Origin of the sequence: Tritonibacter mobilis F1926, assembly GCF_000376545.2 — a bacterium.
Taxonomy (GTDB): Bacteria; Pseudomonadota; Alphaproteobacteria; order Rhodobacterales; family Rhodobacteraceae; genus Epibacterium; species Epibacterium mobile.
On record NZ_CP015231.1, the window covers coordinates 711,929 to 736,914 of the forward strand.

The following is a 24,986-nucleotide window of genomic DNA, read 5'->3' on the forward strand; positions in this document are numbered from 1 at the left end:
CGCCCCCGCGGCGTTGTCTTATGTTTACACAGTGTCCTGTCCACGCCATCGTGGGCAGGGCATCTTTTCAAAGGCTTGAGACATGCCCCTCCCGGTGGCCCTGACCCAATTCCTTGCCTCTGTGCACCCCTATGACAGCCTGCCGGATAGGGTGCTGACGGCGCTCGCGCAGCGGTGCGCGGTGCGGACTGTCGACGCAGGCGCTACGATCTTTTCGCTCGGGGAGGAGGTCGCATATCTCTACATCATCGTCACAGGCGAGGTTGAAATCACCGATGAGACCGGGGTTCAGCTCTCGATCCTTGGGCCACGCAATTCCTTCGGGGAACGCGCGCTGTTGCGCGGCGAGACCGCCAGCCGCACGGCAACTGTAAACGCCCCAAGCCAGATTATCGCGCTACCCTCCGCCGCCTTTTTTGAGCTGATCAATCAACAGGCATCGGTCGCCCGTTTCTTTGACCGCCGCCGCCCGCCACCGCCCAACGGGTCCGGCCTTGCCACAATAACGGTCGCGCAGCTCATGAGCCGCGATCCGGTCACTTGCGCGCCGGATGCTTCTATTCGCACTGCCGCTGAGCAGATGTATCGCCATCATATCTCGTCGATTTGCGTCTGTGACCAAAACGGGTTTCACGGCATCGTCACCTTGCGCGATATGAACAGCAAGGTGGTCGTTGGCGGCGCCGATCCCCTCGCGCCCATTGCCACCATCATGACGCAGAATGTGCTGACCTTGGCACCAGAGGCGCTGGTCACGGATGTGTTGCACCTGATGGTGGAGCGCAACATCCACCATGTCCCGATTGTGGATGGGGCAGGGCTGTTGGGGATCGTCACCCAGACCGATCTGACCCGCGCGCAGGCGATGTCCTCTGCCGATCTGGTTGGTCGCGTCGCACGGGCTGCCGACGCCGAAGAGATGGCCCGCGCCACCTCCCAGATCCCGCAGGTGTTGTTGCAACTTGTCGAGGCCGGAAACCGGCACGAGGTCATCACCCGCCTGATCACTGATATTGCCGACACGGCGACCCGGCGTTTGCTGGCGCTGGCAGAGGCCCGGTTCGGCCCGCCGCCTGTGCCCTATCTGTGGCTCGCCTGCGGCTCTCAGGGCCGACAGGAACAGACGGGCGTCTCAGATCAGGACAACTGCCTGATCCTGTCGGACGCGGTCACAGAGGCGCAGATGCCTTATTTTGCAAAGCTTGCGCAGTTTGTTTGCGACGGGCTGAATACCTGTGGGTATTTTTATTGTCCGGGCGACATGATGGCGACCAATCCGCGCTGGTGTCAGCCGCTGCGGGTCTGGCGCGAATATTTCCAGACATGGATCGCCAAACCCGACCCAGAGGCCCAGATGCTGGCTTCGGTGATGTTTGATTTGCGCCCCATCGGCGGTGACAGCAGCCTGTTTGAAACCCTGCAGAGCGATACATTGCAGGCCGCCTCCCAGAACTCGATCTTTACGGCGCATATGATTTCAAATTCGCTGAAACACCAGCCGCCACTCGGACTTTTGCGCGGGCTTGCGACGATCCGCTCCGGCGATCACCGCAATCAACTGGACCTCAAACATAATGGCGTTGTGCCCGTTGTCGATCTGGGGCGCATCTATACGCTGCAAGGGCGCCTGCGCCCGGTGAACACCCGCGCCCGTCTTGAGGCGGCTATAAAAACCGGCCTTTTGTCGGCCTCTGGCGGCGCTGATCTGTTGGACGCCTATGACCTCATCGCTTCGACGCGATTGGAGTTGCAGACCAATCAGATCAAGGCCGGACACGCGCCGGAAAACTATCTCGACCCGTCCAACCTGTCCGATTTCGAACGCAGCCATCTGCGCAATGCCTTCGTGGTGGTGAAAACCATGCAATCGGCGGTGGGATCGGGCACAGGAACTTTAGGATGACACTATGTTCGTAGAATTGATCGCAACCATCGTGGCGGGCATTGCCTGCGCCGGCCTCGTGATGCTGTTGAACATCTCGACCGGCCGCCGCCTGCCAAAATGGATGATGCCCGTGGCCGCTGGTCTGGGCATGATCGGCATGACGATTTCCAACGAGTACACATGGTATGCGCGCACCGCCGAGCGCCTGCCAGAGGGGCTTGAGGTCGCGATGACCGTCGACGAACAGGGCTGGCTGCGCCCGTGGACACAGCTTTGGCCCTATACCAAGCGGTTTGTGGCGCTGGATGTTGCCACCGCGCGCGCGCATCAGGATTTGCCCGATCAAAAGCTGGCGGATCTTTATTTCTTTGGGCGCTGGTCCCCGGTCAATCAGGCACCGATGCTCTTTGACTGTGCAGGCGGGCGCGCGGCGCTTTTGATCGACGGCGCGGATTTTGCCGCTGATGGCACTGTGTCAAACGCGGATTGGCAGGCGATGGGGGCCGACGACCCGATCCTAGCACTGGCTTGCAAGGGGTAAGAACGATGGCAAAGCGTCTGTCCCTACGCCTGCGCATCTTCTTGTTCTTCTGTCTCTTGGCAGTGGGCGCGGTGGTGTTGGCGGTGGCGGCAATGGCCTTTGTCTGGGCGCGTGCGGATCAGGGGGTCAGCCTGTCCCAACTGATCACCGCCTGCGTCATTTTTTCCTTTCTGAACACAGGGTTGATCCTCGGGGTCTGGCTCTTGTTCGACGAACATGTCGCCCGCCCGATCGAGACGCTTTCCACCAATCTGCGCCTGCGCGCGCATTCCGGTGTTGATGCGGGTCTCAGCATGCAGGCGGCGCAATATCTCGGTGATCTGGCACCCGCAGCCCAAGCCCTGTCCAAAGCCAGCCAGCCACCTTCCGAGAGCACAGAGCACACCCGCCGCCTGATCAAGGAACGAGAGCGCCTGACCGCCCTGCTGAGCGAAATCCCGATTGGGACCATCCTCGTAAATGCCGCCAAAGAGATCGTGCTTTATGACGCGCAGGCCGCCGCCATTCTGGCCACCATCGCGCCACCGCGTCTTGGGGCACCGCTTGCGGATTATTTCGACCTGACCGCGCTGCCGCAATTGCGCGCCAGTGGCACATCTTTGAACGGGGCTTTTCAGCTGTCTGACGTCGGCCACCGCCGCACCTTCAATACCCGCATAAAAGCGCTGGGCGAGGAAGGTGATATCATCTTTATCGACTATGACACCGCGCTTCTGAATGAGGCCGAGACCCGCCCATTGGTCTTTGATTTCGACCTTCTGGAGCGCGAGATGACCGCTGACGCCAAAGAGACAAAACTGTCTGATCTGTGTTTCGTCGTGTTTGACACGGAAACCACGGGGCTTTCGGTGGAAACCGACGCCATTGTTCAAATCGCGGCCCAGCGGGTGATGAACGGGCGTCTGGTCGAGGGCGAGGTGTTCGACGCCTACGTCAATCCGGGCCGGGCAATTCCGCCAGCTTCCACCAAGATTCACGGGGTGCGCGATGCGGATGTTGCAGATGCGCCCAGCATAGAACAGGTGATCCCGGCCTTTCATCACTTTGCCAAAGACGCGGTTCTTGTGGCGCATAATGCGCCCTTTGATATTGGACTATTGCGCCAGCAAGAACGTGCAACGGGGATCAAATGGGACCATCCGGTTCTGGACACGGTGCTGTTGTCGGCGGTGGTGTTTGGCATTTCACAAGAGCACTCTCTGGATGCCCTGTGCCAACGTCTCGCAATCGAGATCCCCGCCCAGCACCGCCACACGGCCCTCGGCGATGCCAAAGCGACAGCCGAGGCATTGGTGAAGCTGCTGCCGCTGTTGCAGGGCAAGGGCATTGAGACCTTTGGCGCTTTGGTACAGGAAACCCGCAAACATGGCCGGTTGCTGAAGGATATGAACCCAAAACAGCCAAAACGCGTGGTGCAGCTGACCTGACGGGATGCATTTCAGCGCCGCCGTCAGGCTGACGGGACACGCTCCAACCCGTGCAATTGCACAAACCGGGTAAAAACACCGGTCAGCTCGCTGCTCAGATCCTTATTCCAGATCATATGGACTTCGTGTTCGGCGTGGGCTTCTTCGATCTCGATATAGGTCACATCCGCCATAGAGGAGCGCGACAGCGAGTAGGGCACCAGCGAGATGCCCATACCCTGCGCGATCAACGCCACCACCGTAAACCAGTGCTGCACGCGATAGGGCGTGTAGGGCTCCACATCGGCGGCGCGCAACAGGGCCACGATGCGGTCGTGGTAATGGGCGGCAAATTCTCGGGCGAACACCAGCACCTTTTCCCCCGCCATTTCCGAAATCGAAATCCGGCTGCGTCCGGCCAGCCGGTGACGACGCGGCACGCAGCACACCAGACGTTCGGTCTCAATCCGGTGCGACACAAGTTCCGGGGGCAGGGGGACGGCGTGGATAAATCCGACATCGGCCTCGCCCTGCTGCAAGGCCTCGATCTGGCGCGTGGTGTTCATCTCATGCAGGTCCAGCCCGGTCGACGGATAAGATTCCTCAAACTTACGCAGCGCATGGGGCAGGTTTCGAAACAGCATCGACGGCACAAAACTGACCGTAAGCGTCCCCGCCGCCCCCTTGGCCTGCTGCTCGGCCAAGGCGCGCGCCGCGTCCAACTGCCCGAGGATGCGCGCCGCATGTTCGGAAAACACCGCTCCCGCTGCGGTCAGGCGCACGCTGCGGTTGCTGCGGTCCATCAATTGAAAACCAAGCGTCTCTTCCAGTTGCTTGAGACTGGCGCTGAGCGGGGGTTGCGAGATGTTCAACCGCTGCGCCGCCCGGCCAAAGTGAAGCTCCTGACTGAGCACAAGAAAATGCTGAAGCTGCCGGAACGTGACCGCCATGTGTTTACCTATTGATAGCCATATTGGTATTGCAAAATACACAAACGGTATTGGAAAATAAATTACAAATGCCGCAACCCTTTCTCTCAAGCTGACGCAGAGACGCCTTCTGGAGGAGAACGGACCATGAGCGCACAAATCCACAAGAACATCCCCGACAGTGCCGGATTGAATGCCTTTGACGCCGATCGCGCGCTGCAGGACCTCGCATGGCTCTATCTTGAGAAGGCGGATTACACCCGCGCCCTGCCAGAGCTTCAGCGCATGGGCAGCTTGACCCAGCAGCTCGAAGAACTGGCGCTCACCGCCGATAAAAACCCGCCCACGCTTCAGATCCGCGCCCGCAATGGTGCGGATCTGGAACGCATCCACAAACACCCCGCCTATGTGGAGCTGGAGCGCTACGCCTTTGGCGAATTTGGCCTTGCCGCCATGTCGCATCGCGGCGGCGTGTTTGGTGCGCCGGACAAGTTGCCGCCAATGGTGAAATACGCGCTTGTTTACCTCTTTGTGCAGGCGGAGTTCGGCCTCTGCTGCCCGCTGTCGATGACCGACTCGCTGACCCGGACGTTGGTCAAATTCGGCTCTGAGGAGCTGGTGAACACCTATTTCGAGCAGTTGACCAGTCAGGACATGGACACGGTTTTTCAGGGCTCGATGTTCATGACCGAACAGGCTGCAGGCTCGGATGTGGGGGCAATTGACACCACCGCCCGACTGGAAGACGGCGAATGGAAACTCTACGGCGACAAGTGGTTCTGCTCCAACCCCGATGCCGCGCTTGGCATGGTGTTGGCCCGCCCCGAAGGCGGCGATGCTGGCACCCGTGGGCTGTCGCTGTTCCTGCTGCCTCGCACATTGCCGGACGGCAGCAAGAACGCCTACCGTATCCTGCGGCTCAAGGAAAAGATGGGCACAAAATCCATGGCCAGCGGTGAAATCACGCTGGAAGGGGCGACCGCCTATCTTGTTGGCGACCCCGGTCAGGGCTTTAAGCAGATGACGGACATGATCAACATGTCGCGGCTCGCCAATGGGGTGCGCTCTGCCGGGTTGATGCGCCGCGCCGTTTCCGAGGCATTGTTCATTTCCAAAAACCGCACCGCCTTTGGCAAGCGCCTGATCGACCTGCCGCTGATGCGCCGCCAGTTGATGAAAATGCTGGTCACGGCGGAACAGGGCCGCTCAATGGTGTTTCATACCGCCAAAGTGCTGCAAGCCTCTGATGCGGGCGATGCAAAAATGGCCAAAGTTCTGCGCATCCTCACCCCGCTGATTAAATTCCGCACCTGTCGCGATGCGCGCAAGGTTGCAGGCGATGCGATGGAGGTTCGTGGCGGCTGTGGCTATATCGAGGAATGGTCCGACGCCCGCGTGCTGCGCGATGCTCACCTTGGCTCGATCTGGGAAGGCACCAGCAATATCGTCGCCCTTGATGTGGCCCGCGCCACCCGCCGCGAGGGGGCGCTTGATGCCTTGTTTGACTATTGCTCGACCCTGCTGACCGAGGCCGCATCCAAGGGTCTGATGGTGGGCGATATTCTGGAACGGCTGACCCGTTCGGTTGATTTCCTGAATGCCGTCGCCAACGATGCAGCACGCGAAGGCGAGGTGCGCGCTGCCGCGTCTGCGGTTTACAACGCGGTCTCTGCAACTGTGCTGGCATGGGAAGACGCGCAGCTTTCGGACCGCGCGGGTTATGCGGGCGACCGGCTGGCGCTGGCGCGGGCTGTTGTGGCCCATAAACTGACCGCCACAGACCCCCTGAGTGGGACCGAAACCCATGAGGCAGCGGATGCCGCGCTCTTGGATCGTGCTCTCGCCGAAGCGGAGCTTGCAACACCGGTCGCAGCCCAATGAGCGCGGGGATGAACATCGCCCCCGGCGCGCTGTCTGGCTTGCGCGTGATTGATCTGTCGCGCGTCCTTGGCGGACCTTTTGCGGGCCAGATCCTGGGCGATCATGGCGCAGAGGTCATCAAGGTCGAACCCCCCACAGGGGATGAGACCCGCCACTGGGGGCCTCCGTTTCTGGATGGCACGGCCTCGTATTTTCTGGGCCTCAATCGCAACAAACGCGCCATCGCGCTGGATCTGCGCCAGGACGAAGGCCGGGCGGTTCTGATGCGCCTCCTTGAGGACGCCGATGTGCTGCTGGAGAATTTCAAAACCGGTACCTTGGAGAAATGGGGCATCGGGTTTGAGACCCTCTCGGAGCGCTTTCCCCGGTTGATCCATTGCCGTGTCAGCGGTTTTGGCGCGGATGGTCCAATGGGCGGGATGCCCGGTTATGATGCGATCTTGCAGGCCATGGGCGGCATCATGAGCGTCAACGGCACCGATGACAGTGGCCCCACCCGCGTCGGCCTGCCAGTGGTGGATATGGTAACCGGGATCAATGCGGTTGTGGGCGTCCTTTTGGCGCTGCAAAACCGCCAGCGCACGGGCCGTGGTGATTTTGTCGAGGCCGCCCTTTATGACAGCGCCCTGTCGCTCCTGCATCCACATGCGGCGAACTATGCGCTTTCGGGCAAGCTGCCACAGCGCACCGGCAACGATCACCCCAATATCTCACCCTATTCGACCTATGTGACAAGAACCAGACCGGTTTACCTCGCCGTGGGCAATGACCGCCAGTTTGCGCGTCTATGCGATCTGATCGGCGCGCCGGGCATCGCGCAGGATGACCGTTTCGCCAGCAACGGTGGCCGGGTGACCAATCGCGCCGCCCTGCGACAAGAGCTGGAGGCCGCGATGGCGGAACTCGACGGGGCAGAGCTTGCGGAAAAACTCATCGCTGCAGGTGTGCCCGCCGGTCCAGTGCTCAATGTGGAGGAAGCTCTGGCCCACCCCCATGCCGCCCATCGTGGCATGACCGTGGATATTGACACCTACCGGGGCCTCGGCGCGCCGGTCAAACCTCAAAGCGCACCACCCAGTTATCGCAGCAAGCCCCCGCAATTTGCCGAACACACCCGTGAAATTCTGGCCGAGGCCGGGTTTTCGGATACCGAGATCGAACAGCTGATCTCAACCGGAATAAGCCCCGAAACGCGTCAAATCTGACGACCGGGGAAGTAACAGCAGGACGCAATATGGGAGGAGACCAAAATGCACCTGAAATTGACCACCGCACTGACTGCGGCCGTACTGTCACTTGTAACCGCACTGCCTGCACGGGCGGGCGATGCGGAACTGCCCCGCTCGTTGCTTTGGGCAACATATGACGTCGGATCAAGCGGTTACGTCGAAGCCTCCGCCATCGCCGACGCCTTTGCCAAAGAATACGGCACCCGCGTACGGATCATGCCATCTGGCACCTCGATTGGCCGTCTGCTGCCGCTGAAAACCGGACGCGTGCAATATGGCTGGCTCGCCAATGAGCTCTATTTCGCCACCGAGGCGCTCTATGATTTTGCCGCGCCAGAGTGGGGCCCGCAGGATCTGCGTATCGTTGCCGGGCGTCCGTCGACATTCGGCATGGCCGTGGCCGCCGACAGCGGCATAACGTCGATTGCCGACATCCGTGGCAAACGCGTCCCCCGCATCAAGGCGAACCCGTCGATCAACATCAAGGTTGAGGCGATGCTGGCCTTTGCTGGCCTCACCTGGGACGATGTCGAAGTGGTCGAGGTGCCCTCTTATGGGGCCGCGCTCAAGGCCGTTGTGGATGGGCAGGCAGATGTTGCGGGCAGCACTCCGACCGCCGCCACACTTTACGAGCTGGAAAGCTCGTCGCGCGGCATCCTCTGGGCCCCATTGCCCAAGGAAAACGCCGAAGGCTGGGATGCGCTCACAAGTGTTGCGGATTTCTTTGCCCCCGCCACCGCGACCAAGGGCGCAGGCATCAGCGAGGATAACCCGGCCAATATCTTTGCCGTGCGTTACCCGATGATCACAGTCTATGCCGACTCTGACGAGGATGAGGTCTATAACTTCATCAAGGCGCTGGATGAGACCTACGACATCTACAAAGGGGCCACCGCAGCGACGCCTGCGTGGTCTCTTGCAGAGGCCGGTCGCAGCCCCGCCGATGCGCCTTTCCATCCCAGCGCAATCCGCTACCTGAAGGAAATCGGCATCTGGACAGACGAGGATCAGGCGTGGAACGACAAGCGTCTGGCGCGCCTGCAAAAGGTCATGTCCACATGGGAAGCCGCCTCTGAGGCCGCATTGGATCAGAACGTCGCGGCCAAGGACTGGCCCGCGTTCTGGGAGGACTATCGGTCTACAGCTCTCAACTGATAGCCCTTCCTTGCGCCGCCCGCACATTCCTCCTCTTTATGTGATGGGCGGCGCCTCTGTTTTGTCGTGAGGTGACGCCATGTCAGCCCAGCCTAAACCCATCCAACCCCGCCTGAGCGGCGCGGCCCGTATCGCCGCTGGCGTCTTGGGCTTCGCGGGCCTGGCCGCCATTGTGATCCAGACCTTCAACCTGTCGATTGCAGGTGTGTTTCCGCTGCTCTCCAGCCGGTACTACTACGTGCTGATCGCACTGTTTTTGTCCGCAGCCTTTATCATCCTGCCCGCACGTCCCTCACATCACGACACCCGCGTTCCACTGCTTGATTGGGTGCTCTCAGCGCTGGCTCTGGCGGCGGGTGCGTTTCTGGCGTTTTATGCCGAAGTTATCCTGACCAGCGGTTGGGATGTGGTGGCGCCCCCTCTCGCGGCCACCGTGTCTGGCCTGTTGGTGCTGTTGTCGCTCGAGGCCGTCCGGCGCACGGGCGGTACAATCTTGTTGGTGATCTGCGCGTTCTTTGCGACCTATCCGCTTTTTGCCGAATGGCTGCCCGGTTTTCTTTGGGGGCCGTCCCTTTCGGTTGCGGAAACTGTTGCGGCGCACGCCATGGGCATGGAGAGCATCATCGGCATTCCGCTGCGTGTGGTCGCGGATACGCTGGTGGGCTTTATCATCTTCGGTGCGGTGCTCAATGTGATGGGCGGAGGGCAGTTCTTTATGGATCTGTCGATGGCCTTGATGGGCAAAAGCCGCGGTGGCCCCGCCAAGGTCGCGGTCGTCTCCAGCGGGTTGTTCGGCTCATTGTCGGGGTCGGTGATCTCCAATGTTCTGACCACCGGGCGGCTGACGATCCCTGCGATGCAGCGGGCCGGCTACCCTGCCAAATATGCCGCCGCAGTAGAGGCCTGCGCCTCTACGGGAGGCACATTGATGCCCCCGGTGATGGGGGCTGTGGCCTTTATTATGGCGTCCTTTCTCGACACGCCCTACACCACGATCATGGTCGCGGCAGTCGTGCCTTCGGTGCTTTATTATATGGCGCTGGTGTTGCAGGTTGATCTTTATGCCGCGCGCAACGGGCTGATCGACGCGCAGGACGCCGACCACGTGCAGCCCAGATTGCTACAGGTGATCGCAAGCGGCTGGCATCACATCCTGTCGCTGGCGGCGCTGGTGTCGATGCTCTTTGTGTTCAGCCCGTCGCGCTCCGCCTACTATGCAACCGCCTTGATGTTGGTTGCGGGGCTGTTGCGTCACCGTCGCCTGCCCAATTTCGGCAACGCGCTGGAACTCCTTGAGGATGTCACCCGCAACATCAGCTATCTGATCGCAACCCTTTGTGGCATCGGTCTGGTGGTCGGGTCTTTGGCGATTACCGGCGTGGGCAGCGCGTTTTCCCGTGAGCTCGTGCAATATGGCGGCCAGAGCGTGTTTTTGCTGCTGATCCTCGGCGCGCTTACCAGTTTTGTGCTGGGCATGGGGATGACGGTCTCCGCCTGCTATATCTTTTTGGCGACTGTTCTTGCTCCGGCCTTGGTGGAACTTGGGCTCAATCCCATCGGCGCGCATCTCTTTGTGCTCTATTGGGGGATGCTGTCCTATATCACGCCACCGGTGGCGCTGGCCTCGATTGCGGCGGCGCAAATCTCCGGTGCAAAGGGGCTGGCGGCAGGGTTTACCTCCATGCGGCTGGGGGCGGCGCTGTTTATCCTGCCTTTCGTATTTGTGTACGAGCCTGCCTTGCTGCTGCAGGGCGATCTGCTGACGATTGTCCTGTCGGTGGGCAGTGCGGCACTGGCGCTGACGGTTTTGTCCTGCGCGATGGAGGGCTATCTCTATGGGGTTGGACGCATCGACCTGTGGGAGCGGCTCTTTTGCGCGGCGGCGGCGCTGGCGCTTATGGTGCCGGATCGCATGGCGGAACTGGCCGGTCTTGCGCTGCTGCTTGCGACATTCTGCGTCTCTACCCTGCGGATGCGCGCGCGCCATCGCGCGGGGCTTGCCAACAACTGATACCGGCCTGCCTCCCGTGCAGGCCCCAATAGGAGATCACAAATGCCGGATGCATATATCTGCGGCTACAGTCGCACCCCCATCGGTCGTTTTGGCGGCGCATTGTCCTCTGTGCGCGCCGACGATCTGGGCGCGCTGCCGATCAAGGCCCTGATGGCGGCGCATGACATCGACTGGTCAGCGGTTGAGGAGGTCTACTACGGCTGCGCCAACCAAGCGGGCGAGGATAACCGAAATGTGGCGCGCATGTCCGCACTTCTGGCGGGTCTGCCAGAGGGGGTGCCGGGCACCACGCTGAACCGTCTGTGTGGTTCGGGCATGGATGCGGTGATCAATGCCGCCCGCGCGATCAAGGCGGGTGAAATTGATCTCGCCATCGCAGGCGGGGTCGAAAGCATGTCGCGCGCGCCTTTTGTGATGCCCAAAGCCGAGAGCGCCTTTTCCCGCGCCAATGCGGTCTATGACACCACCATCGGCTGGCGCTTCGTCAACCCGCTGATGAAGGCTGAATTCGGCATCGAGTCGATGCCCGAGACCGGCGAAAACGTGGCGGCAGAGTTTGGCATCAGCCGCGCGGATCAGGACGCATTAGCCCTGCGCTCGCAACAAAAGGCGGCAGCGGCGCAAGGCAGCGGCCGCCTCGCACAAGAGATCACCCCCGTCACCATTCCTCAGCGAAAAGGTGACCCTGTGGTGGTGGAGCACGACGAGCACCCGCGCCAGACCACGCTTGAAAAGCTCGCCAAATTGCCAACACCGTTTCGCGAGGGCGGCACCGTGACCGCAGGCAATGCTCCGGGCGTGAATGACGGGGCGGCGGCGCTGATCGTGGCCTCAGAGGCGGCGGTCAAGGCCCATGGGCTGACCCCCATCGCACGTGTTCTGGGCGGTGCCACCGCAGGCGTGGCCCCGCGCATCATGGGGATTGGCCCGGTGCCTGCCTCTCAGAAACTGATGTCGCAGCTTGGGCTCTCGCAGTCGGATTTTGATGTGATCGAACTGAACGAAGCCTTTGCCAGCCAAGGGCTTGCCACGTTGCGCGGTCTTGGCATTGCGGATGACGATCCGCGCGTAAACCCCAATGGCGGCGCAATCGCGCTGGGGCATCCGCTGGGCATGTCCGGTGCGCGGATCACCGGCACGGCCGCGCTGCAATTGAGCCTCACCGGCGGCAAACGCGCCTTGGCCACCATGTGCGTTGGCGTCGGGCAGGGCATCGCAATCGCGCTCGAAGGGATCTGAGCCTGCGCCCCTGCGCCCGGCAGTCACGGGCGCAGGGGGTGATCATATGGCGCGCGCCGTCAGGCCGCCGCCTCGCCGGGTTTCTTGCCGAGGATAATCATCGACAGAAGATCGTCATCGGTCACATCGTCGATGTCGACGGTGCCGACAAGCTGGCCGTTCTTCATGACAGAGGCCCGGTCGCAGAGCTCCATCACCGCATGCACATCATGATCGATCAGGAAGATCCCGATGCCCTGCGCCTTCAGCTGTTGGATCAGTTCCGCCACCATCTGCGTTTCATGCGGACCCAGCGCTGCGGTGGGTTCGTCCATGATCAGGATCTTGGCGTTGAAATAGACCGCCCGCGCGATCGCCACCGATTGCCGCTGCCCGCCCGAGAGGGCCGAGACCGGCTCGTTGAACTTGCGGAAGTTCGGGTTCAAACGCCCCATGATCTTGCGGCACTCGGCCTCCATTGCGGCGTCGTTTACCAGCCCCGTTGCGGTGACGATCTCGCGCCCCAGAAACAGGTTGGAGGCTGCATCGAGATTATCCGCCAGCGCCAGCGTCTGATAGATCGTCTCGATATTGTGGCTGCGCGCATCGCGGGGGTTGGTGATCTCCACCTTGTTGCCGTTGATGCGGATCTCGCCCGAGTCCATCTTATAGGCGCCTGATAACACCTTGATGAGCGTCGATTTTCCGGCGCCATTATGGCCCAGCAGGCCCACGACCTCGCCGGGGTGCAGATCGACCGAGACGTCGTCCACCGCCTTGATGCCGCCAAAAGAGATGGAGATATTGTTCATCTCCACCATCGGAGTTGCGCCAGAGGCGCGCAGTTCCTTGGGAGTGGTCATTATTTGGCCCCCACACGCTTGCGATAGACGATGTCGATAAAGACAGCCGCGACCAGCACGGAGCCGACAACGATGTTCTGAAATGGTGCATCCACGCCCACCATGGCCATGCCGGACTGAAGGCTCTGCATGATCAGCGCGCCGAGGATCGCACCGTAGATGGTGCCAAATCCGCCAGAGAGCGCGGTGCCACCGATCACGGCTGCCGCGATCACCCGCAGCTCGTCCAATGTGCCGATGTCGTTGGAGTGGTTCGCCAGACGGGCCGAGGCCACCACCGCCGAAAGCGCACAGAGAAAGCCCATGATGGCAAAGATCTTTACCGTCAGCAGGCGGGTGTTGATGCCCGAGAGCTCTGCCGCATCCGGGTTGCCGCCGGTGGCGAAGATGTAGCGCCCCAGACGGGTGCGGCGGGCCACAATTGTCATCACCACGGCCACCGCGATCAGGATCAGCACCGAAATGGGCAATCCATAGCCTTGGGTGAACCCTTCGGGCATCACTTCGCCGCGCGCCTCGAACATGCGCGCCAGACGACGCGAGGGGATCTCATAGGCGTTGAGGATTGCGACAAACCCGAGGATCGAGCCGGAGATAATCACCGCCAGCGCCCCTTCGGCCCAGAGTGGTTTTACCGGGAATTCATGCGCGAGCTTGGCGCGACGGTTGTTCCACAGGGTCAGCAAGGCCAGCGCCGTGGCCACCAGCCCCAAAATCCAACTGAGCGAGGTGCCGAGCGTGCCGTTGGTGCCGCCAAACATCATAAAGGTGGAATCCAGTGGCCCAATGGTCTGCCCATCGGTCAGATACCACGCCACATTGCGCCACACGAGAAAGCCGCCAAGCGTCACGATAAAGGCGGGGATCGTCAGATAGCCGACCATCCAGCCATGAAACGCGCCGATCAGCGTCCCCGTGACCAGCCCGACCACAATCGCGACGATCCATGTGATCGGATGGTTCAGGCCAAGGCCCAGAATATTGGGCACAAATTCGGTCTGGGTCATCGCCATCACCGCCGAGCAGGTCGCGAGCAATGCGCCCACACTCAGGTCGATGTGGCGGGTGACGATCACAAACACCATGCCAGAGGCCATGATCGCCACGGAAACCGTCTGGATCGTCAGGTTAAAGATGTTGCGTGGGGTCAAAAAGCGCCCATCGGTCACCAGATTGAACCCGATACAGAGGATGATAAAGGCACCAATCATGCCCAATAGCCGCACGTCCAGCTCAAGCTGCTGGAAGAGGTTGCGCCTGTTTTGGGGGGTGATTGGCTGAGACGTGGTGTCGGTCATATCCGGCTCCAGTATTCAGCGAAGTCTATCAGAGATAAGGGATGGATGGTCCGAAAATCTCCGGACCATCCAGATCTGTCAGATCAGTTGCACGGGGCCGGGCCGTTTTCCACGCCTTGGCACAGCGCCTCTTGGGTGATCCAGCCTGCATCGACAACCGCTTCGAGGTTGTCCTGTGTCACCGGCATCGGTGCGAGGAACTTGGCCGTCATGGTGGTGCCTGCCGGAGAGGTCCAGGAGGTCGCGCCATCAATCTCTTCCATGGCGCTGCCACCGGCCAGTGCAACGGCGATTTCACCGGCTGCCGCGCCGAGGTCACGGGCGTCTTTCCACACAGAAACGGTCTGCGTGCCCTTGGCCACACGGTTCAGCGCGGCGTGGTCGCCGTCCTGACCGGACACCGGGATGCCGTCCATGCCCTGCGCCGTGAGAGCCGCCACAACGCCACCTGCGGTGCCATCGTTGGAGGCCACAACCGCGTCGACCTTGTTGTCGTTGGCGGTCAGGATCTGCTCCATGTTGCGCTGTGCGTTGGCGGGCAGCCAGCCATCGGTATAGGCCTCGCCGACGATTTTGATGTCACCGGAATCGACCGCCGCCTGAATGATCTCCTGCTGACCGCCACGCAGGAAGTCTGCGTTTGGATCGGTGGGCGAGCCTTTGATCATCACATAGTTGCCCTTGGGCATCGCCTCAAAGACGGCGCGCGCCTGCATGCGACCCACTTCGACGTTGTCGAAGGTCAAATAAAAGGCGCGGCTGTCCTCGATCAGACGGTCATAGGCGACCACCGGAATACCTTCATCGGCTGCGGCTTGTACAGCGGGGCCAATGGCTTGGGCGTCTTGTGCAAGGATGATCAGCGCGTCGACACCCTGTGCGATCAGGCTCTCGATGTCGGAAAGCTGCTTGGCAGAGGATGACTGCGCATCCGCAGAGATATACTCCGCACCCGCTTCTTCCAATGCGCCCACGATGGCCGCTTCGTCGGTTTTCCAGCGCTCTTCCTGGAAGTTCGACCAGCTCACGCCCACAGTCAGATCCGCGGCAAAGGCCGAGGATGCAGCAAAGGCACTCAGTGCGATAACGGAAAGTCCGTTCAAGAATTTCATGTTTTCCTCCCTTGGTGTGCGGACCGGTTCGGATGCTGGCCTGCACTGTGAATCATCTGTAGCAATATTTTTTTTGAGTTTCAAATTAAATCATGTATCCTGCGTCACAGGGAGAGATTGCCGGGACCCGCCCATGGTGTCATAACGGAGCGCCTTTGGCCGGGGCTGGTAGTGGAGGAGCATTGATTTGGCACGATCAGGAAGGCTGTCGCCGGGCGGCGATCAGCGCGAGAGCGGACGTCAGCAGATATTGGATGTGATCCGTGCGGCCGAAAGCATCGCCCGCATCGATATCGCCAAGGCCACGGGCGTCAGCCCCGCCACGGTGACGGCGATCACTGCCGAATTGCTGGCCGCTGGTCTGATCGAGGAAATCGCCCCCGAGGTGGCCCCCGGTGCGCGCCGGGGCCGCCCGCGCGTGGCACTGCGCATCCGGGGCGGCGCACATCGGATTGCCGGTCTCAAGGTCTCGCACCACGTCATCTCGACCGTGATCACCGATTTTGTCGGTCAGGAACTGGCCAGCCACGAGATGCCTCTGGTGCAGGGCACAATGCCGGTGCCCGAACTATGTGCCCAGATCCGCCGCGCGCTGGAACTCACCTGTGCACAGGGCGGCTTCAGCATTGAGGATCTCTCCGGGGTTGGCATCGGTATGGCCGGGATGATCGACGCTGAGCGCGGCTTTATCTATTGGTCGTCCTCGCTCGAAGAGCGCAACGTGGCGTTCTCTGCCGCCATCACCGCCGAGTTGCCCTGTCCGGTGTTCCTCGACAATGACGCCAATCTCGTGGCCAAGGCCGAGCATCTGTTTGGCGAGGGGCGCACCTGTGACAATTTCATTGTCATCACCATCGAACACGGCGTCGGCATGGGCATCGTGATCGACCGTCAGATCTATCGCGGCACCCGTGGGTGCGGCGCGGAATTTGGCCACACCAAGGTCCACCTCGAAGGGGCGCTGTGCCAATGTGGGCAGCGCGGCTGTCTGGAGGCCTATGTGGGTGACTATGCGCTGCTGCGCGAGGCCAATATCTCCAGCGGTAGCGAACGCCACAGGACCATCGCCTCATTGTTTCAATCGGCAGAGAATGGCGATGCGATGGCGAAATCCATCCTCGACCGGGCCCGGCGTATGTTTGCCATGGGGCTGGCCAATGTGGTGAACATCTTTGACCCCAGCAAGATCATCCTCGCAGGTGCGCGGCTGTCGTTTGACTATCTCTATTCCGACAAGCTGATTGAGGAAATGCGCCAATGGGTGGTGCAGGTGGATGCGCCACTCCCCGAGGTGATCGTGCATGATTGGGGCGATCTGATGTGGGCCAAGGGCGCGGCGGCCTACGCGCTCGAAGAGGTCACGGCCCGCACCGTTCGGGAGCTTGCCAATGCGGCGGCCTGATGCGCTTGCGCTGATCTTGGTCGCAACCGCCGCGCAGGCCGACCCCGTGGTGCCGCAGTTTACCCCGGTGCCGATGGCAGAACATATCTATGGCGGCGGCTGGGAGCATTACGTGGGCGGCGGGCTTGCGGTCTTTGATTGCAACGGTGACGCGCTGCCGGAACTCCTTGCTGCAGGTGGCGAAAACCCGGCGCAATTGTTCCTGAACACCACCGGCGCAGATGGCACCTTGTCCTTTGTGCCGGACACGCCCGAGGTTTTGGCACTCACCGCCGTCACAGGGGCCTATCCGCTTGATATCGACGGCGATGGCACCCTCGATCTGGCGGTGATGCGTGCAGGACCAGATTTGCTGCTGCGAGGGCAGGGGGCGTGTCAATTTGCACCCTTCACAGATCTCGGCTTTCAAAGCGGCGACCACTGGAGCACCGGCTTTTCCGCCACTTGGGAAGCGGGCAATACCTTACCGACGCTGGCCTTTGGCACATATGTGGACCGTGCTGACCCTCAGGGGCCGTTTGGCACCTGTGACGACACGCTGCTGTATCGGCCCACGGACGCGCGCTACGATCCGCCCGCGGCGCTCTCCCCCGGCTATTGCGCGCTCTCGGTGCTGTTCAGCGACTGGAACCGCAGGGGCCGCGCCGATCTGCGGCTGTCAAACGACCGTCACTATTATGTGCGCGGCGGGCAGGAACAGATGTGGGCGATGGAGGACACCCCGCGCCTTTATACCGAGGCCGAAGGCTGGACGCCCTATGCGCTCTGGGGCATGGGCATCGCCTCGCGCGACATGAATGGCGACGGGCTGGCGGATGTCTACCTGACCTCGATGGGGGATCAGAAATTTCAGCTCCGCAATCCGGCGGTCCCCGGCCCGGTCTGGGAGGACGTCACTTATAGTTATGGCACCACCGCGCATCGGCCCTATGAGGGCGGTGATGGGCGGCCCTCAACCGGATGGCATGCCGCCTTTGGCGATGTGAACAACGACGGGCGCGACGATATCTTTGTGACCAAGGGCAATGTGGAGCAGATGCCCGACGCCGCGCAAAAAGATCCCAACAACCTGATGCTGCAACAAGGCGATGGCCGCTTTGTGGAGGTCGGCGCAGAGGCCGGGATCGCCAGCCTCGCGCGCGGGCGCGGTGGCGCCTTGGTCGATCTCAATCGCGACGGCTTCCTCGATATGGCGGTGGTCAATCGCCGCGCGCCGCTAGAGGTCTGGCAGAACGCAGGCATGACCGGTGGCAACTGGCTGTTGCTGCGATTGCGGGGAGCGGGGGCGAACAGGGATGCAACCGGTGCTTTTGTCGAAGTGACCGCAGGGGATCGCACGCAGGTTCGCGAAGTCACGATTGGCGGCGGTCACGCAGGCGGCGATCTTGGCGATCTGCACTTTGGTCTTGGCACCGCTGAGACGGTCGATCTGCGGGTGATCTGGCCCGGCGGGCAGGTAGACGACTGGCCCGGGATCACGCCCGATCAGCGCCTCACGCTCACTCCCGGACAGCGTCCAACGCCCTGAGTCGAAAAATATTTCGCTGCGCGATAATTGATTAATTGCTTGATATTAAATAACAATATCAATCATCGTCGCCATCCGCGCAGAGAAATGCGCTAAAAAATCGCGTCCTCGGGAATAAATCCAAGCGCCATGCGTCTTCGATACAGCAACAGCATCGAGGACCTGGACAATGAAACATCTCTCCACGACCGTACTAAAGGATTGCACCCGCATCAGCGCCGCCATCGACCGGGTGGTCGCGCCCACACCAGCCGGACGCCTGCGCGCCTTTGTGCTGCACCCCACCCATGATGCGGGCCGCGCGCCGCTGGTGGTGCTGCATGGTATTTCCCGCAACGCCAAGGAACTGGCCCGGCTCTTTGCCCCCGAAGCCGCGCGTACAGGCCGCAGGATTGTGGTGCCGCATTTCACGCCAAACCGCTGGCCGCATTTCCAGCGCCCCTGCCGCGCCGCCCGCCCGGATGTGGCCTTGGCGGGGCTGATGGATTTTCTCGCCACTCAGGATGCAGCCTATGCGCGTCCGGCGCAGATCTGTGGCCACTCCGGCGGTGCTCAACTCGCGCATCGTTTTGCCATGCTCTACCCCAACCGCGTCGCGCGGCTCAGCCTTGTTGCGGCGGGGTGGTACTGTCTGCCCGATGACCGCATGGCCTATCCCTATGGTCTGGGCGAGAGCGGCGATCGCCATTCCGCACTCTGGGTGCGCCGTCACCGGGCGGGGCTTGCGCGGTTCCTGTCGATCCCGACCGAAATCCTCGTGGGCGACAGCGACACGGACCGCGATGAAAGCCTGCGCCAGACCCCCGACCTGGATGTGGTGCAGGGCACAACCCGTGTGGCCCGCGCCGCCACCTATGCCGAGGCACTGCGCACCGCCGCATCCCAAGCTGGCGTCAGCGCCGATGTCACCCTGACCGCGCTTCCCGGCGTGCAGCATGATGTGGCGCAGGCGATCCGCGTCGCAGGGCTTGCCCGGCATGTGGCGGGGCCGGATCTGTTCCCCTTTGCCCAAGCCGTCCGACCTTTTCCCACAATCTGATTTCTTCGGAGACCTCACATGACCCGTTTTGACCTTTCGCAACTGACCGATGCCAAATGGACCTTTTCGACCCGCCGCGTCGACCGCGCGGTGGTGGCCGCGGGCGATCCCGCCTTTGATCAGGCCCGCCCCGGCGATCTGATCCTCGCCCATGTGGCCGAGCTTGGCCAACACAAGCGCGTGCAACTGACCTCCGGGCGGCCCTCGTTCATCTATCCCGGGGATGCGGTGGTACTGGCCTGTGGCGCGCGCTACGCGCCCGATCAGTTCGAAGGCATCGCCGAGATCGACGCCAACGGTGCGGATCTGCTTGCCGGTGGCGGCTGTATCGGGCGTATGGTGGCGCGCAACAGCCGGGTGCGGGCCGCAACACGGCTGATCCCGGCGGCGCGGCTGTTGGATGACGCCGGCCAACCTGTGAACCTTGAACAGTTTGCTCTGCAAAACACCGCACGGGCGCAGGACATCCCGGTGATCGCCGTCCTCGGCACCGCCATGAACTCCGGCAAAACACTGGCCACCGCGCAATTGGCGCTGGGTCTGCGGCGGGCGGGCTACCGTGTCGCGGCGCTCAAAGGGACGGGCACCGGTGCCTTTGGCGACTATAATGAATATGCCGATACCGGCGCGCATCTGGTGGCCGATTTCACCGATGCGGGGATGGTCACCACCTTTCACGAGCCGCTTGCCCGTGTGAAACAGGGGATGGATCGCCTGTTGCACCATGCCGCCGAAAACCGCTGCGACATCGCGGTGATGGAGATTGCGGACGGGCTTTTCCAGCGCGAGACCGCACAGATCATTGCGGACCCGGCGTTTCAGGCGCGTATCTCCGGGCTGCTTTTTGCCTGCGGCGATGCGGTGGCGGCTGCGGGTGGCGTGGCAGAGCTTGCACGTCACGGGCTGCGCCCCGACGCGCTCACCGGGATCGTCAGCTGCTCGCCCATGGCGGTGGCCGAAGCTGAGGCCGCAACCGGTGTCACCGTCCTGCGCAAAGAGGATCTGGCCGATCCCGCAGAGGCCAACACCTTTGCCCTGCGCGCCTTGCCCGATCTGCGCCACAGCGCATGACCCCGGTGCCGCCCCTCCTGACCCCGGCCCGCAAACGCGGGCTGGCGCTGGTCAGCTTTTTGGTGCTGCTGCAAGGCGGGGCCATGGGGCTGGCTGCCTTTGCCACCCGCGCGCTGTTTGATGCGATGCATCAGGAAACGGCGCTGCCTGTGCCGATGCTTGCGGCGCTGGTGCTCTCTGGTGTTGCCACCGCGACGGTGCGGGTGCTGGCGCGGCGCGCGGGCGAGCGGCTCGGTCAGGACTATGCCCGCAGCCTGCGCCGGGCCTTGTTTGATCATGCTGCCCGCATGCCAGCCCGCGCGGTGGCCACCCGGCGCACCGGCTATATGTCACTGCGCTTTGTGGGGGATATGACCGCCTTTCGCAATTGGCTGGCGCTGGGTCTGCCGCGCCTGATCGCAGCCCTTGTGATGGTGCCCTGTGCCCTGATTGCGCTGGCGCTGATGGCCCCGCTGCTGGCGCTGGTGGTGCTGCCGATCCTGAGTTTTGGGATTGCGGTGATCCTGCTGGCGGGTTGGAAACTCTTGCCTCTGCATCAGGACCTGCGCCAGCGCCGCGCCAGCATCGCCGCCGATATGGCCGAACGAATGCCACTGGCACCGCATCTCGATATGTTGGGGCGGCGACGGCGCGAGGCACGGCAAATGAACCGGCAGCTCTCGGCGATGATCGAGGTCGCCCTGCGCCGCATCACATGGGCCGAAGCGCTGAAGGCCGTGCCTGATCTGATGGCAGGTGCTGCGGCTGCGGCGGTGATCGTTGCAGGCTTTCGCAGCGGCATCAGCCCCGGCACCATCGCGGGGGCGCTGGCCGCGCTGGGTCTGTTGTTGCAGCCGATGCGCGACCTTGGCAGCCTGTGGAACCTGCGCGCCGCCCATCGCGCTGCGCAACAAAAACTCTGCTCCGCGCTCAGCCGCGCGCAACGCCCCACGCCCGCCGCCCGCCGCGCCCTTCCCAAAGGCGCGCTCACGGTCGCGCTTCATCAGGTGGCCCTGCCCAGCGGGCAGCAGATCACCTGCAGGCTGGAGGCTGCGACGCGGCAGGTGATGGATCTCGAACCGATTGATTTTGCGTCACTTTGCGATGTGATCCAACGGTTGGACGGGGCGCCCTCTGGCGAGGTGATGCTGGGTGAGCGCCCGTTGCAAGACCTCTCTGCCGGGAGCCTGCGCCGCCGCATTGGGCGGATCGACGGGGCGGCTGTGATCTTGCAAGGCTCCCTGCGCCGGGTGCTGACATTGGGGCTGGAAGAACGCCCCAGCGATGCACGCCTGCTGCGACTGGTCGAACGCTGTCACCTCAGCCCGTTGCTGGATCGTCTGGGCGGTCTGGATGGGCGCATCAGCGAGGGCGGACGTATGCTGTCACTGAGCGAACGGGTGCTGATCTCATGGGCGCGGGTCAGGCTGCGCAAACCGGGCCTGCTGCTGATCGGGCCAGAGGTGCGTATGCTGGACGATCAGACCCGCGCGCGCCTCATGCGGTATGTGCAAAAGCGTGAGGCCACCGTGATCTCTGCGATTGCTCTGCCGTTTGAGCGCAAAACCAACGATATGAGTGAAGTGAGGGCAGGGGGGTAATCCCCTGCCTCAGTTGCGCGTCAGTGCCGCAAGGGCTGCACGCTCTTCGTCGGGTGACAGGACCGACCCCGCCTCTGACTGCATGTAATAAAGGTCCAGCAGCTCTGGTGCAGAGGCAGGCGCATAGCCCTCGGCCCCACCAAGCGCCAGCACCAACTGCGGCACCCATGCGCCTTGATCGCGACAGGCGACCGTCAGCTGACCCGTCGCATTCTGGCCGATTTGTTCATATTCGCGACACAGCGCCCCGTCAGAACTGTTGAAGCTCGCCACCATGCGCAGCTCTGTGCCATCCACAAGCGTTGTCGCCGCGCCCGAGGGCAGGCTGTCGAGTGCGGCAACGACCGGGTCCGCGTTGCCACTGGGGCCTGTGCCCTTGCCCGCCAACAACCCCGCGCCAAGGCCGACGGCCAACGCAACAGTTGCCGCCAGCGCCCCGGTCCAGAGCGGCACACGCCGTTGTGGAAAGGCCACCACATTGCCCGCAGGCACCGGATCTGCCGCAACCATCGCGGGCGCACCTACCGCTGCAGACGCGACACGCGCCCGCAGCGCCTGTTCGAGCCCGGCGGGCATGGCTGCTGACGTGTCGGCCTGTTTCAGACCCTGCAGGGCGGCGGCACTGGCAGAGAACACCTGCACGCGCGCCGCCAGATCTGCATCCTCAGACAGCCGTGTCTCAAGCGCTGCCGCCTCGTCAGCGGGCAGTTCGCCATCGGCATATGCCATCAATACCTCGTCTGGGATGTGGTCCTGATTCATGTCGTTCTCCTAAGGTCATGACGCATACGGCCCTGACGTCAGTTTATTCCCAGTTTTTCCGAAAGCGCTTTGCGGGCGCGGGACAGGCGGCTCATAACGGTGCCTTTGGGGATATCGAGGATCTCGGCGGTCTCGGCGTATGAGAGCTCCTGATAGCAGACCAGCAGCAGGATTTCGCGCTGACCCTCCGGCAATGTGGCCATGGCCCGTTCGGTGGCATCTAGCATCAAGGCCTGTTCGGTCACGCGCGCGCCATCCACCACGGCGGCATCTGGGGTGTCGTAGACATCCAACTCCACCCCGCGGGTTTTGCTGCGGCGTGTCATGTCGATCCATGCATTGCGCAGGATACGGATCAGCCACGGCTCCAACCGCAGGGTCGGATCATAGGTTTCGCGCGTCGCCAAGGCCCGTTCCACTGCGATTTGCACCAGATCCTCGGCCAGATCGCCCTTGCGCGACAGGCGCAATGCGAAACGGTAGAGATTTGGCAAAAGCGCGATCAGTGCGGACTCAAATTCGGGTTCGGACAACGGGGGCTCTTCTGGGCTTGCGGAAAATTTCTTCTTATATGACACGGAATAACTGTGGTCGCCATGCGTATTCAGAGCGTCGGCAAGAAAGGACAAATCAGGATGCGTCATATTTGGATTTTGATATTTGCAGCTTTGATATTGGTCGCCCCTGCACTGGTGCCGCTTTTCGATCCTGAGGTCGGCATTGCACGCGCGGACGATGATGACGGCGGGGATGACGGGGGCGACGACAGTGGTGATGATGGGGACGACGACGGCGATGATGACGACGGTGACGATGATGATCGTGACAGCCCCCGGCGCGGCGAACGCGATGCGCGGCCCCGCACGGGCGAGCAGGGCGGAGGCTTTCTGCGCCGCCTGTTCCCACGGCGTGAGGCAGCCGCCCCTCGCCGCCGCGCAGCCCCGCCACCCCCGGTTGCGGTGCCGGATGAAATCGTCGTGCTGTCGCTTGCGGGAGAGGATCTTGCGGCACTAGAGGCGCAGGGCTTTGCGCTGATTGAAACGCGCACGCTCAACACGCTTCAGACCACCGCGCATCGGCTGCGCATTCCAGAGGCGACCTCGCTCAACGCGGCGCGGGATCTGGTGCGCGCACGCTCCAGCGGTGCGGGCGCAGACCTTAACCACTATTACCGCAGCGAGCAGGGGTTCGATCCGGATTGCAACGGCTTGGAATGTCCGATCCGCGCCTCCTTTGGCTGGCCTATACCGGATGCGCGCGCCATGTCCTGTGGCGAAGGCGTGCGCATCGGGCTGGTGGATACTGGTCTCAACCCCGATCACGAGACCTTTGAGGGGGCGGCCCTTCGGGTGCTTGATTTCAAACCTTTGGGGGACACGGCCTCACGCGCGCTTCATGGCACTGCGGTGGCGGCGCTTTTGGTGGGCAACCCCGGCACCCGCTCGCCCGGCCTGCTGCCGCAGGCGGAAGTGGTGGCGATTGACCCGTTTCACCGTGCGGGCGGTGATGAGCGCGCCGATGTGTTCTCTTTGATGGATGCCATTGACCGCATTGCGCAGGAAGACATCGATGTGATGAACCTGAGCCTTGCCGGACTACCCAACGCCGCACTTGCGGCATTGCTGGGCGACTTGATCGACAGCCGCAATCTGGTGGTGGTCGCCGCCGCTGGCAACGCCGGTCCGCAGTCTGATCCCCTGTACCCTTCCGCCATTCCAGAGGTGATCGCGGTGACGGCGGTGGACCGGGACCGCAATGTTTATAGACGCGCCGTGCAGGGACCGCATATCGATCTCGCGGCACCCGGCGTTGCGGTCTGGACGGCGGCCTCTGTGCGCGGCGCGAAGTGGAAGACCGGAACCTCCTTTGCGGTGCCCTTCGTGAGCGCGGCGGCAGCGCTCTTGCGCCGGGACGCGCCCGAAATGACCCCGCCCGAGATTGCCGCACGGCTCAAGGCGAAGGCCACTGATCTGGGGGAGGTGGGTGAGGACAGCGTCTTTGGGTCTGGCCTCAGCCCGGTGATCAACCCGCTGTGTCAGGTGCAGCCGGGCGGGGCGGGCTAGGGCGCAGGCC

20 protein-coding genes are annotated in these 24,986 nt (G+C 62.5%); 14 read left to right on the top strand and 6 right to left on the bottom strand.

Annotated features, from left to right (window positions below; translation table 11 throughout):
* The first annotated feature begins 82 nt into the window (after window positions 1-82).
* Genes K529_RS18840 through K529_RS18850 form a run of 3 tightly spaced genes read left to right on the top strand, consistent with a single transcriptional unit; the run spans window position 83 to window position 3,853 of the window.
* The gene (locus K529_RS18840; protein WP_005637065.1) at window positions 83-1,903 is read left to right on the top strand and encodes a DUF294 nucleotidyltransferase-like domain-containing protein; all 1,821 of its coding nucleotides are present in this window, start codon (window positions 83-85) and stop codon (window positions 1,901-1,903) included.
* 4 nt (window positions 1,904-1,907) lie between these two features.
* Entirely contained in the window at window positions 1,908-2,426 is a 519-nt protein-coding gene (locus K529_RS18845; protein ID WP_005637063.1) for a hypothetical protein, read from the top strand.
* 5 nt (window positions 2,427-2,431) lie between these two features.
* Window positions 2,432-3,853 carry a 3'-5' exonuclease gene (locus K529_RS18850; RefSeq protein WP_005637061.1) on the top strand — a complete coding sequence of 474 codons (1,422 nt, stop codon included), beginning with the start codon at window positions 2,432-2,434 and terminating at the stop codon, window positions 3,851-3,853.
* 23 nt (window positions 3,854-3,876) lie between these two features.
* Here the strand turns inward: K529_RS18850 and K529_RS18855 are convergent, their stop codons facing one another.
* A complete protein-coding gene (locus tag K529_RS18855) occupies window positions 3,877-4,782 on the bottom strand; it encodes a LysR family transcriptional regulator (RefSeq protein ID WP_009175800.1) in 906 nt (301 codons plus the stop codon).
* Between the two features lie 126 nt (window positions 4,783-4,908).
* Between K529_RS18855 and K529_RS18860 the strand changes: the two genes are divergently transcribed.
* The 5 genes from K529_RS18860 to pcaF all read left to right on the top strand — a co-directional run bounded on the left by K529_RS18860 (window position 4,909) and on the right by pcaF (window position 12,279).
* On the top strand, window positions 4,909-6,642 hold the full coding sequence (locus K529_RS18860) for an acyl-CoA dehydrogenase family protein (protein ID WP_046002554.1): 1,734 nt from the start codon (window positions 4,909-4,911) through the stop codon (window positions 6,640-6,642).
* 8 nt (window positions 6,643-6,650) lie between these two features.
* Window positions 6,651-7,847, top strand: coding sequence for a CaiB/BaiF CoA transferase family protein (locus K529_RS18865; RefSeq protein ID WP_040642981.1), 1,197 nt, complete (start codon window positions 6,651-6,653; stop codon window positions 7,845-7,847).
* Window positions 7,848-7,892: 45 nt separating this feature from the next.
* The gene (locus tag K529_RS18870; protein WP_005635636.1) at window positions 7,893-9,026 is read left to right on the top strand and encodes a TAXI family TRAP transporter solute-binding subunit; all 1,134 of its coding nucleotides are present in this window, start codon (window positions 7,893-7,895) and stop codon (window positions 9,024-9,026) included.
* Between the two features lie 79 nt (window positions 9,027-9,105).
* Window positions 9,106-11,037: a TRAP transporter permease gene (locus tag K529_RS18875; RefSeq protein ID WP_005635638.1), complete on the top strand. Its 1,932-nt coding sequence runs from the start codon at window positions 9,106-9,108 to the stop codon at window positions 11,035-11,037.
* A 42-nt stretch (window positions 11,038-11,079) separates the two neighbouring features.
* A complete protein-coding gene (gene pcaF, locus K529_RS18880; protein ID WP_046002553.1) occupies window positions 11,080-12,279 on the top strand; it encodes a 3-oxoadipyl-CoA thiolase in 1,200 nt (399 codons plus the stop codon).
* Between the two features lie 59 nt (window positions 12,280-12,338).
* Here the strand turns inward: pcaF and K529_RS18885 are convergent, their stop codons facing one another.
* The 3 genes from K529_RS18885 to xylF form a co-directional block, all read right to left on the bottom strand.
* Window positions 12,339-13,121 carry an ATP-binding cassette domain-containing protein gene (locus K529_RS18885; protein WP_005649154.1) on the bottom strand — a complete coding sequence of 261 codons (783 nt, stop codon included), beginning with the start codon at window positions 13,119-13,121 and terminating at the stop codon, window positions 12,339-12,341.
* Window positions 13,121-14,419: a sugar ABC transporter permease gene (locus K529_RS18890; protein WP_005649153.1), complete on the bottom strand. Its 1,299-nt coding sequence runs from the start codon at window positions 14,417-14,419 to the stop codon at window positions 13,121-13,123. The genes K529_RS18885 and K529_RS18890 overlap by 1 nt, the downstream gene beginning before the upstream one ends.
* Window positions 14,420-14,502: 83 nt before the next feature.
* On the bottom strand, window positions 14,503-15,531 hold the full coding sequence (xylF, locus tag K529_RS18895; RefSeq protein ID WP_046002552.1) for a D-xylose ABC transporter substrate-binding protein: 1,029 nt from the start codon (window positions 15,529-15,531) through the stop codon (window positions 14,503-14,505).
* Between the two features lie 187 nt (window positions 15,532-15,718).
* Between xylF and K529_RS18900 the strand changes: the two genes are divergently transcribed.
* The 5 genes from K529_RS18900 (at window position 15,719) to K529_RS18920 (ending at window position 22,151) form a co-directional block, all read left to right on the top strand.
* Window positions 15,719-16,933, top strand: a complete 1,215-nt coding sequence (locus tag K529_RS18900) for an ROK family transcriptional regulator (protein WP_009176051.1) — start codon at window positions 15,719-15,721, stop codon at window positions 16,931-16,933.
* A complete protein-coding gene (locus K529_RS18905; RefSeq protein ID WP_046002551.1) occupies window positions 16,920-18,461 on the top strand; it encodes a CRTAC1 family protein in 1,542 nt (513 codons plus the stop codon). The genes K529_RS18900 and K529_RS18905 overlap by 14 nt, the downstream gene beginning before the upstream one ends.
* Before the next feature lie 169 nt (window positions 18,462-18,630).
* Complete coding sequence (locus K529_RS18910; RefSeq protein ID WP_046002550.1) at window positions 18,631-19,500, top strand: alpha/beta fold hydrolase; 870 nt, start codon at window positions 18,631-18,633, stop codon at window positions 19,498-19,500.
* Window positions 19,501-19,518: 18 nt separating this feature from the next.
* Complete coding sequence (locus K529_RS18915; RefSeq protein ID WP_046002549.1) at window positions 19,519-20,571, top strand: P-loop NTPase family protein; 1,053 nt, start codon at window positions 19,519-19,521, stop codon at window positions 20,569-20,571.
* The gene (locus K529_RS18920) at window positions 20,568-22,151 is read left to right on the top strand and encodes an ABC transporter transmembrane domain-containing protein (RefSeq protein WP_046002548.1); all 1,584 of its coding nucleotides are present in this window, start codon (window positions 20,568-20,570) and stop codon (window positions 22,149-22,151) included. The genes K529_RS18915 and K529_RS18920 overlap by 4 nt, the downstream gene beginning before the upstream one ends.
* Before the next feature lie 9 nt (window positions 22,152-22,160).
* Here K529_RS18920 and K529_RS18925 read toward each other — a convergent pair whose 3' ends face one another.
* Both K529_RS18925 and K529_RS18930 read right to left on the bottom strand, forming a co-directional pair.
* Window positions 22,161-22,913, bottom strand: coding sequence for an anti-sigma factor family protein (locus K529_RS18925; RefSeq protein WP_046002547.1), 753 nt, complete (start codon window positions 22,911-22,913; stop codon window positions 22,161-22,163).
* Between the two features lie 38 nt (window positions 22,914-22,951).
* A complete protein-coding gene (locus tag K529_RS18930) occupies window positions 22,952-23,446 on the bottom strand; it encodes an RNA polymerase sigma factor (protein WP_040643909.1) in 495 nt (164 codons plus the stop codon).
* 102 nt (window positions 23,447-23,548) lie between these two features.
* On the opposite strand from K529_RS18930, the gene K529_RS18935 reads away from it, so the two are divergent.
* Window positions 23,549-24,976: a S8 family serine peptidase gene (locus K529_RS18935; RefSeq protein WP_052699546.1), complete on the top strand. Its 1,428-nt coding sequence runs from the start codon at window positions 23,549-23,551 to the stop codon at window positions 24,974-24,976.
* Window positions 24,977-24,986 lie beyond the last annotated feature (10 nt).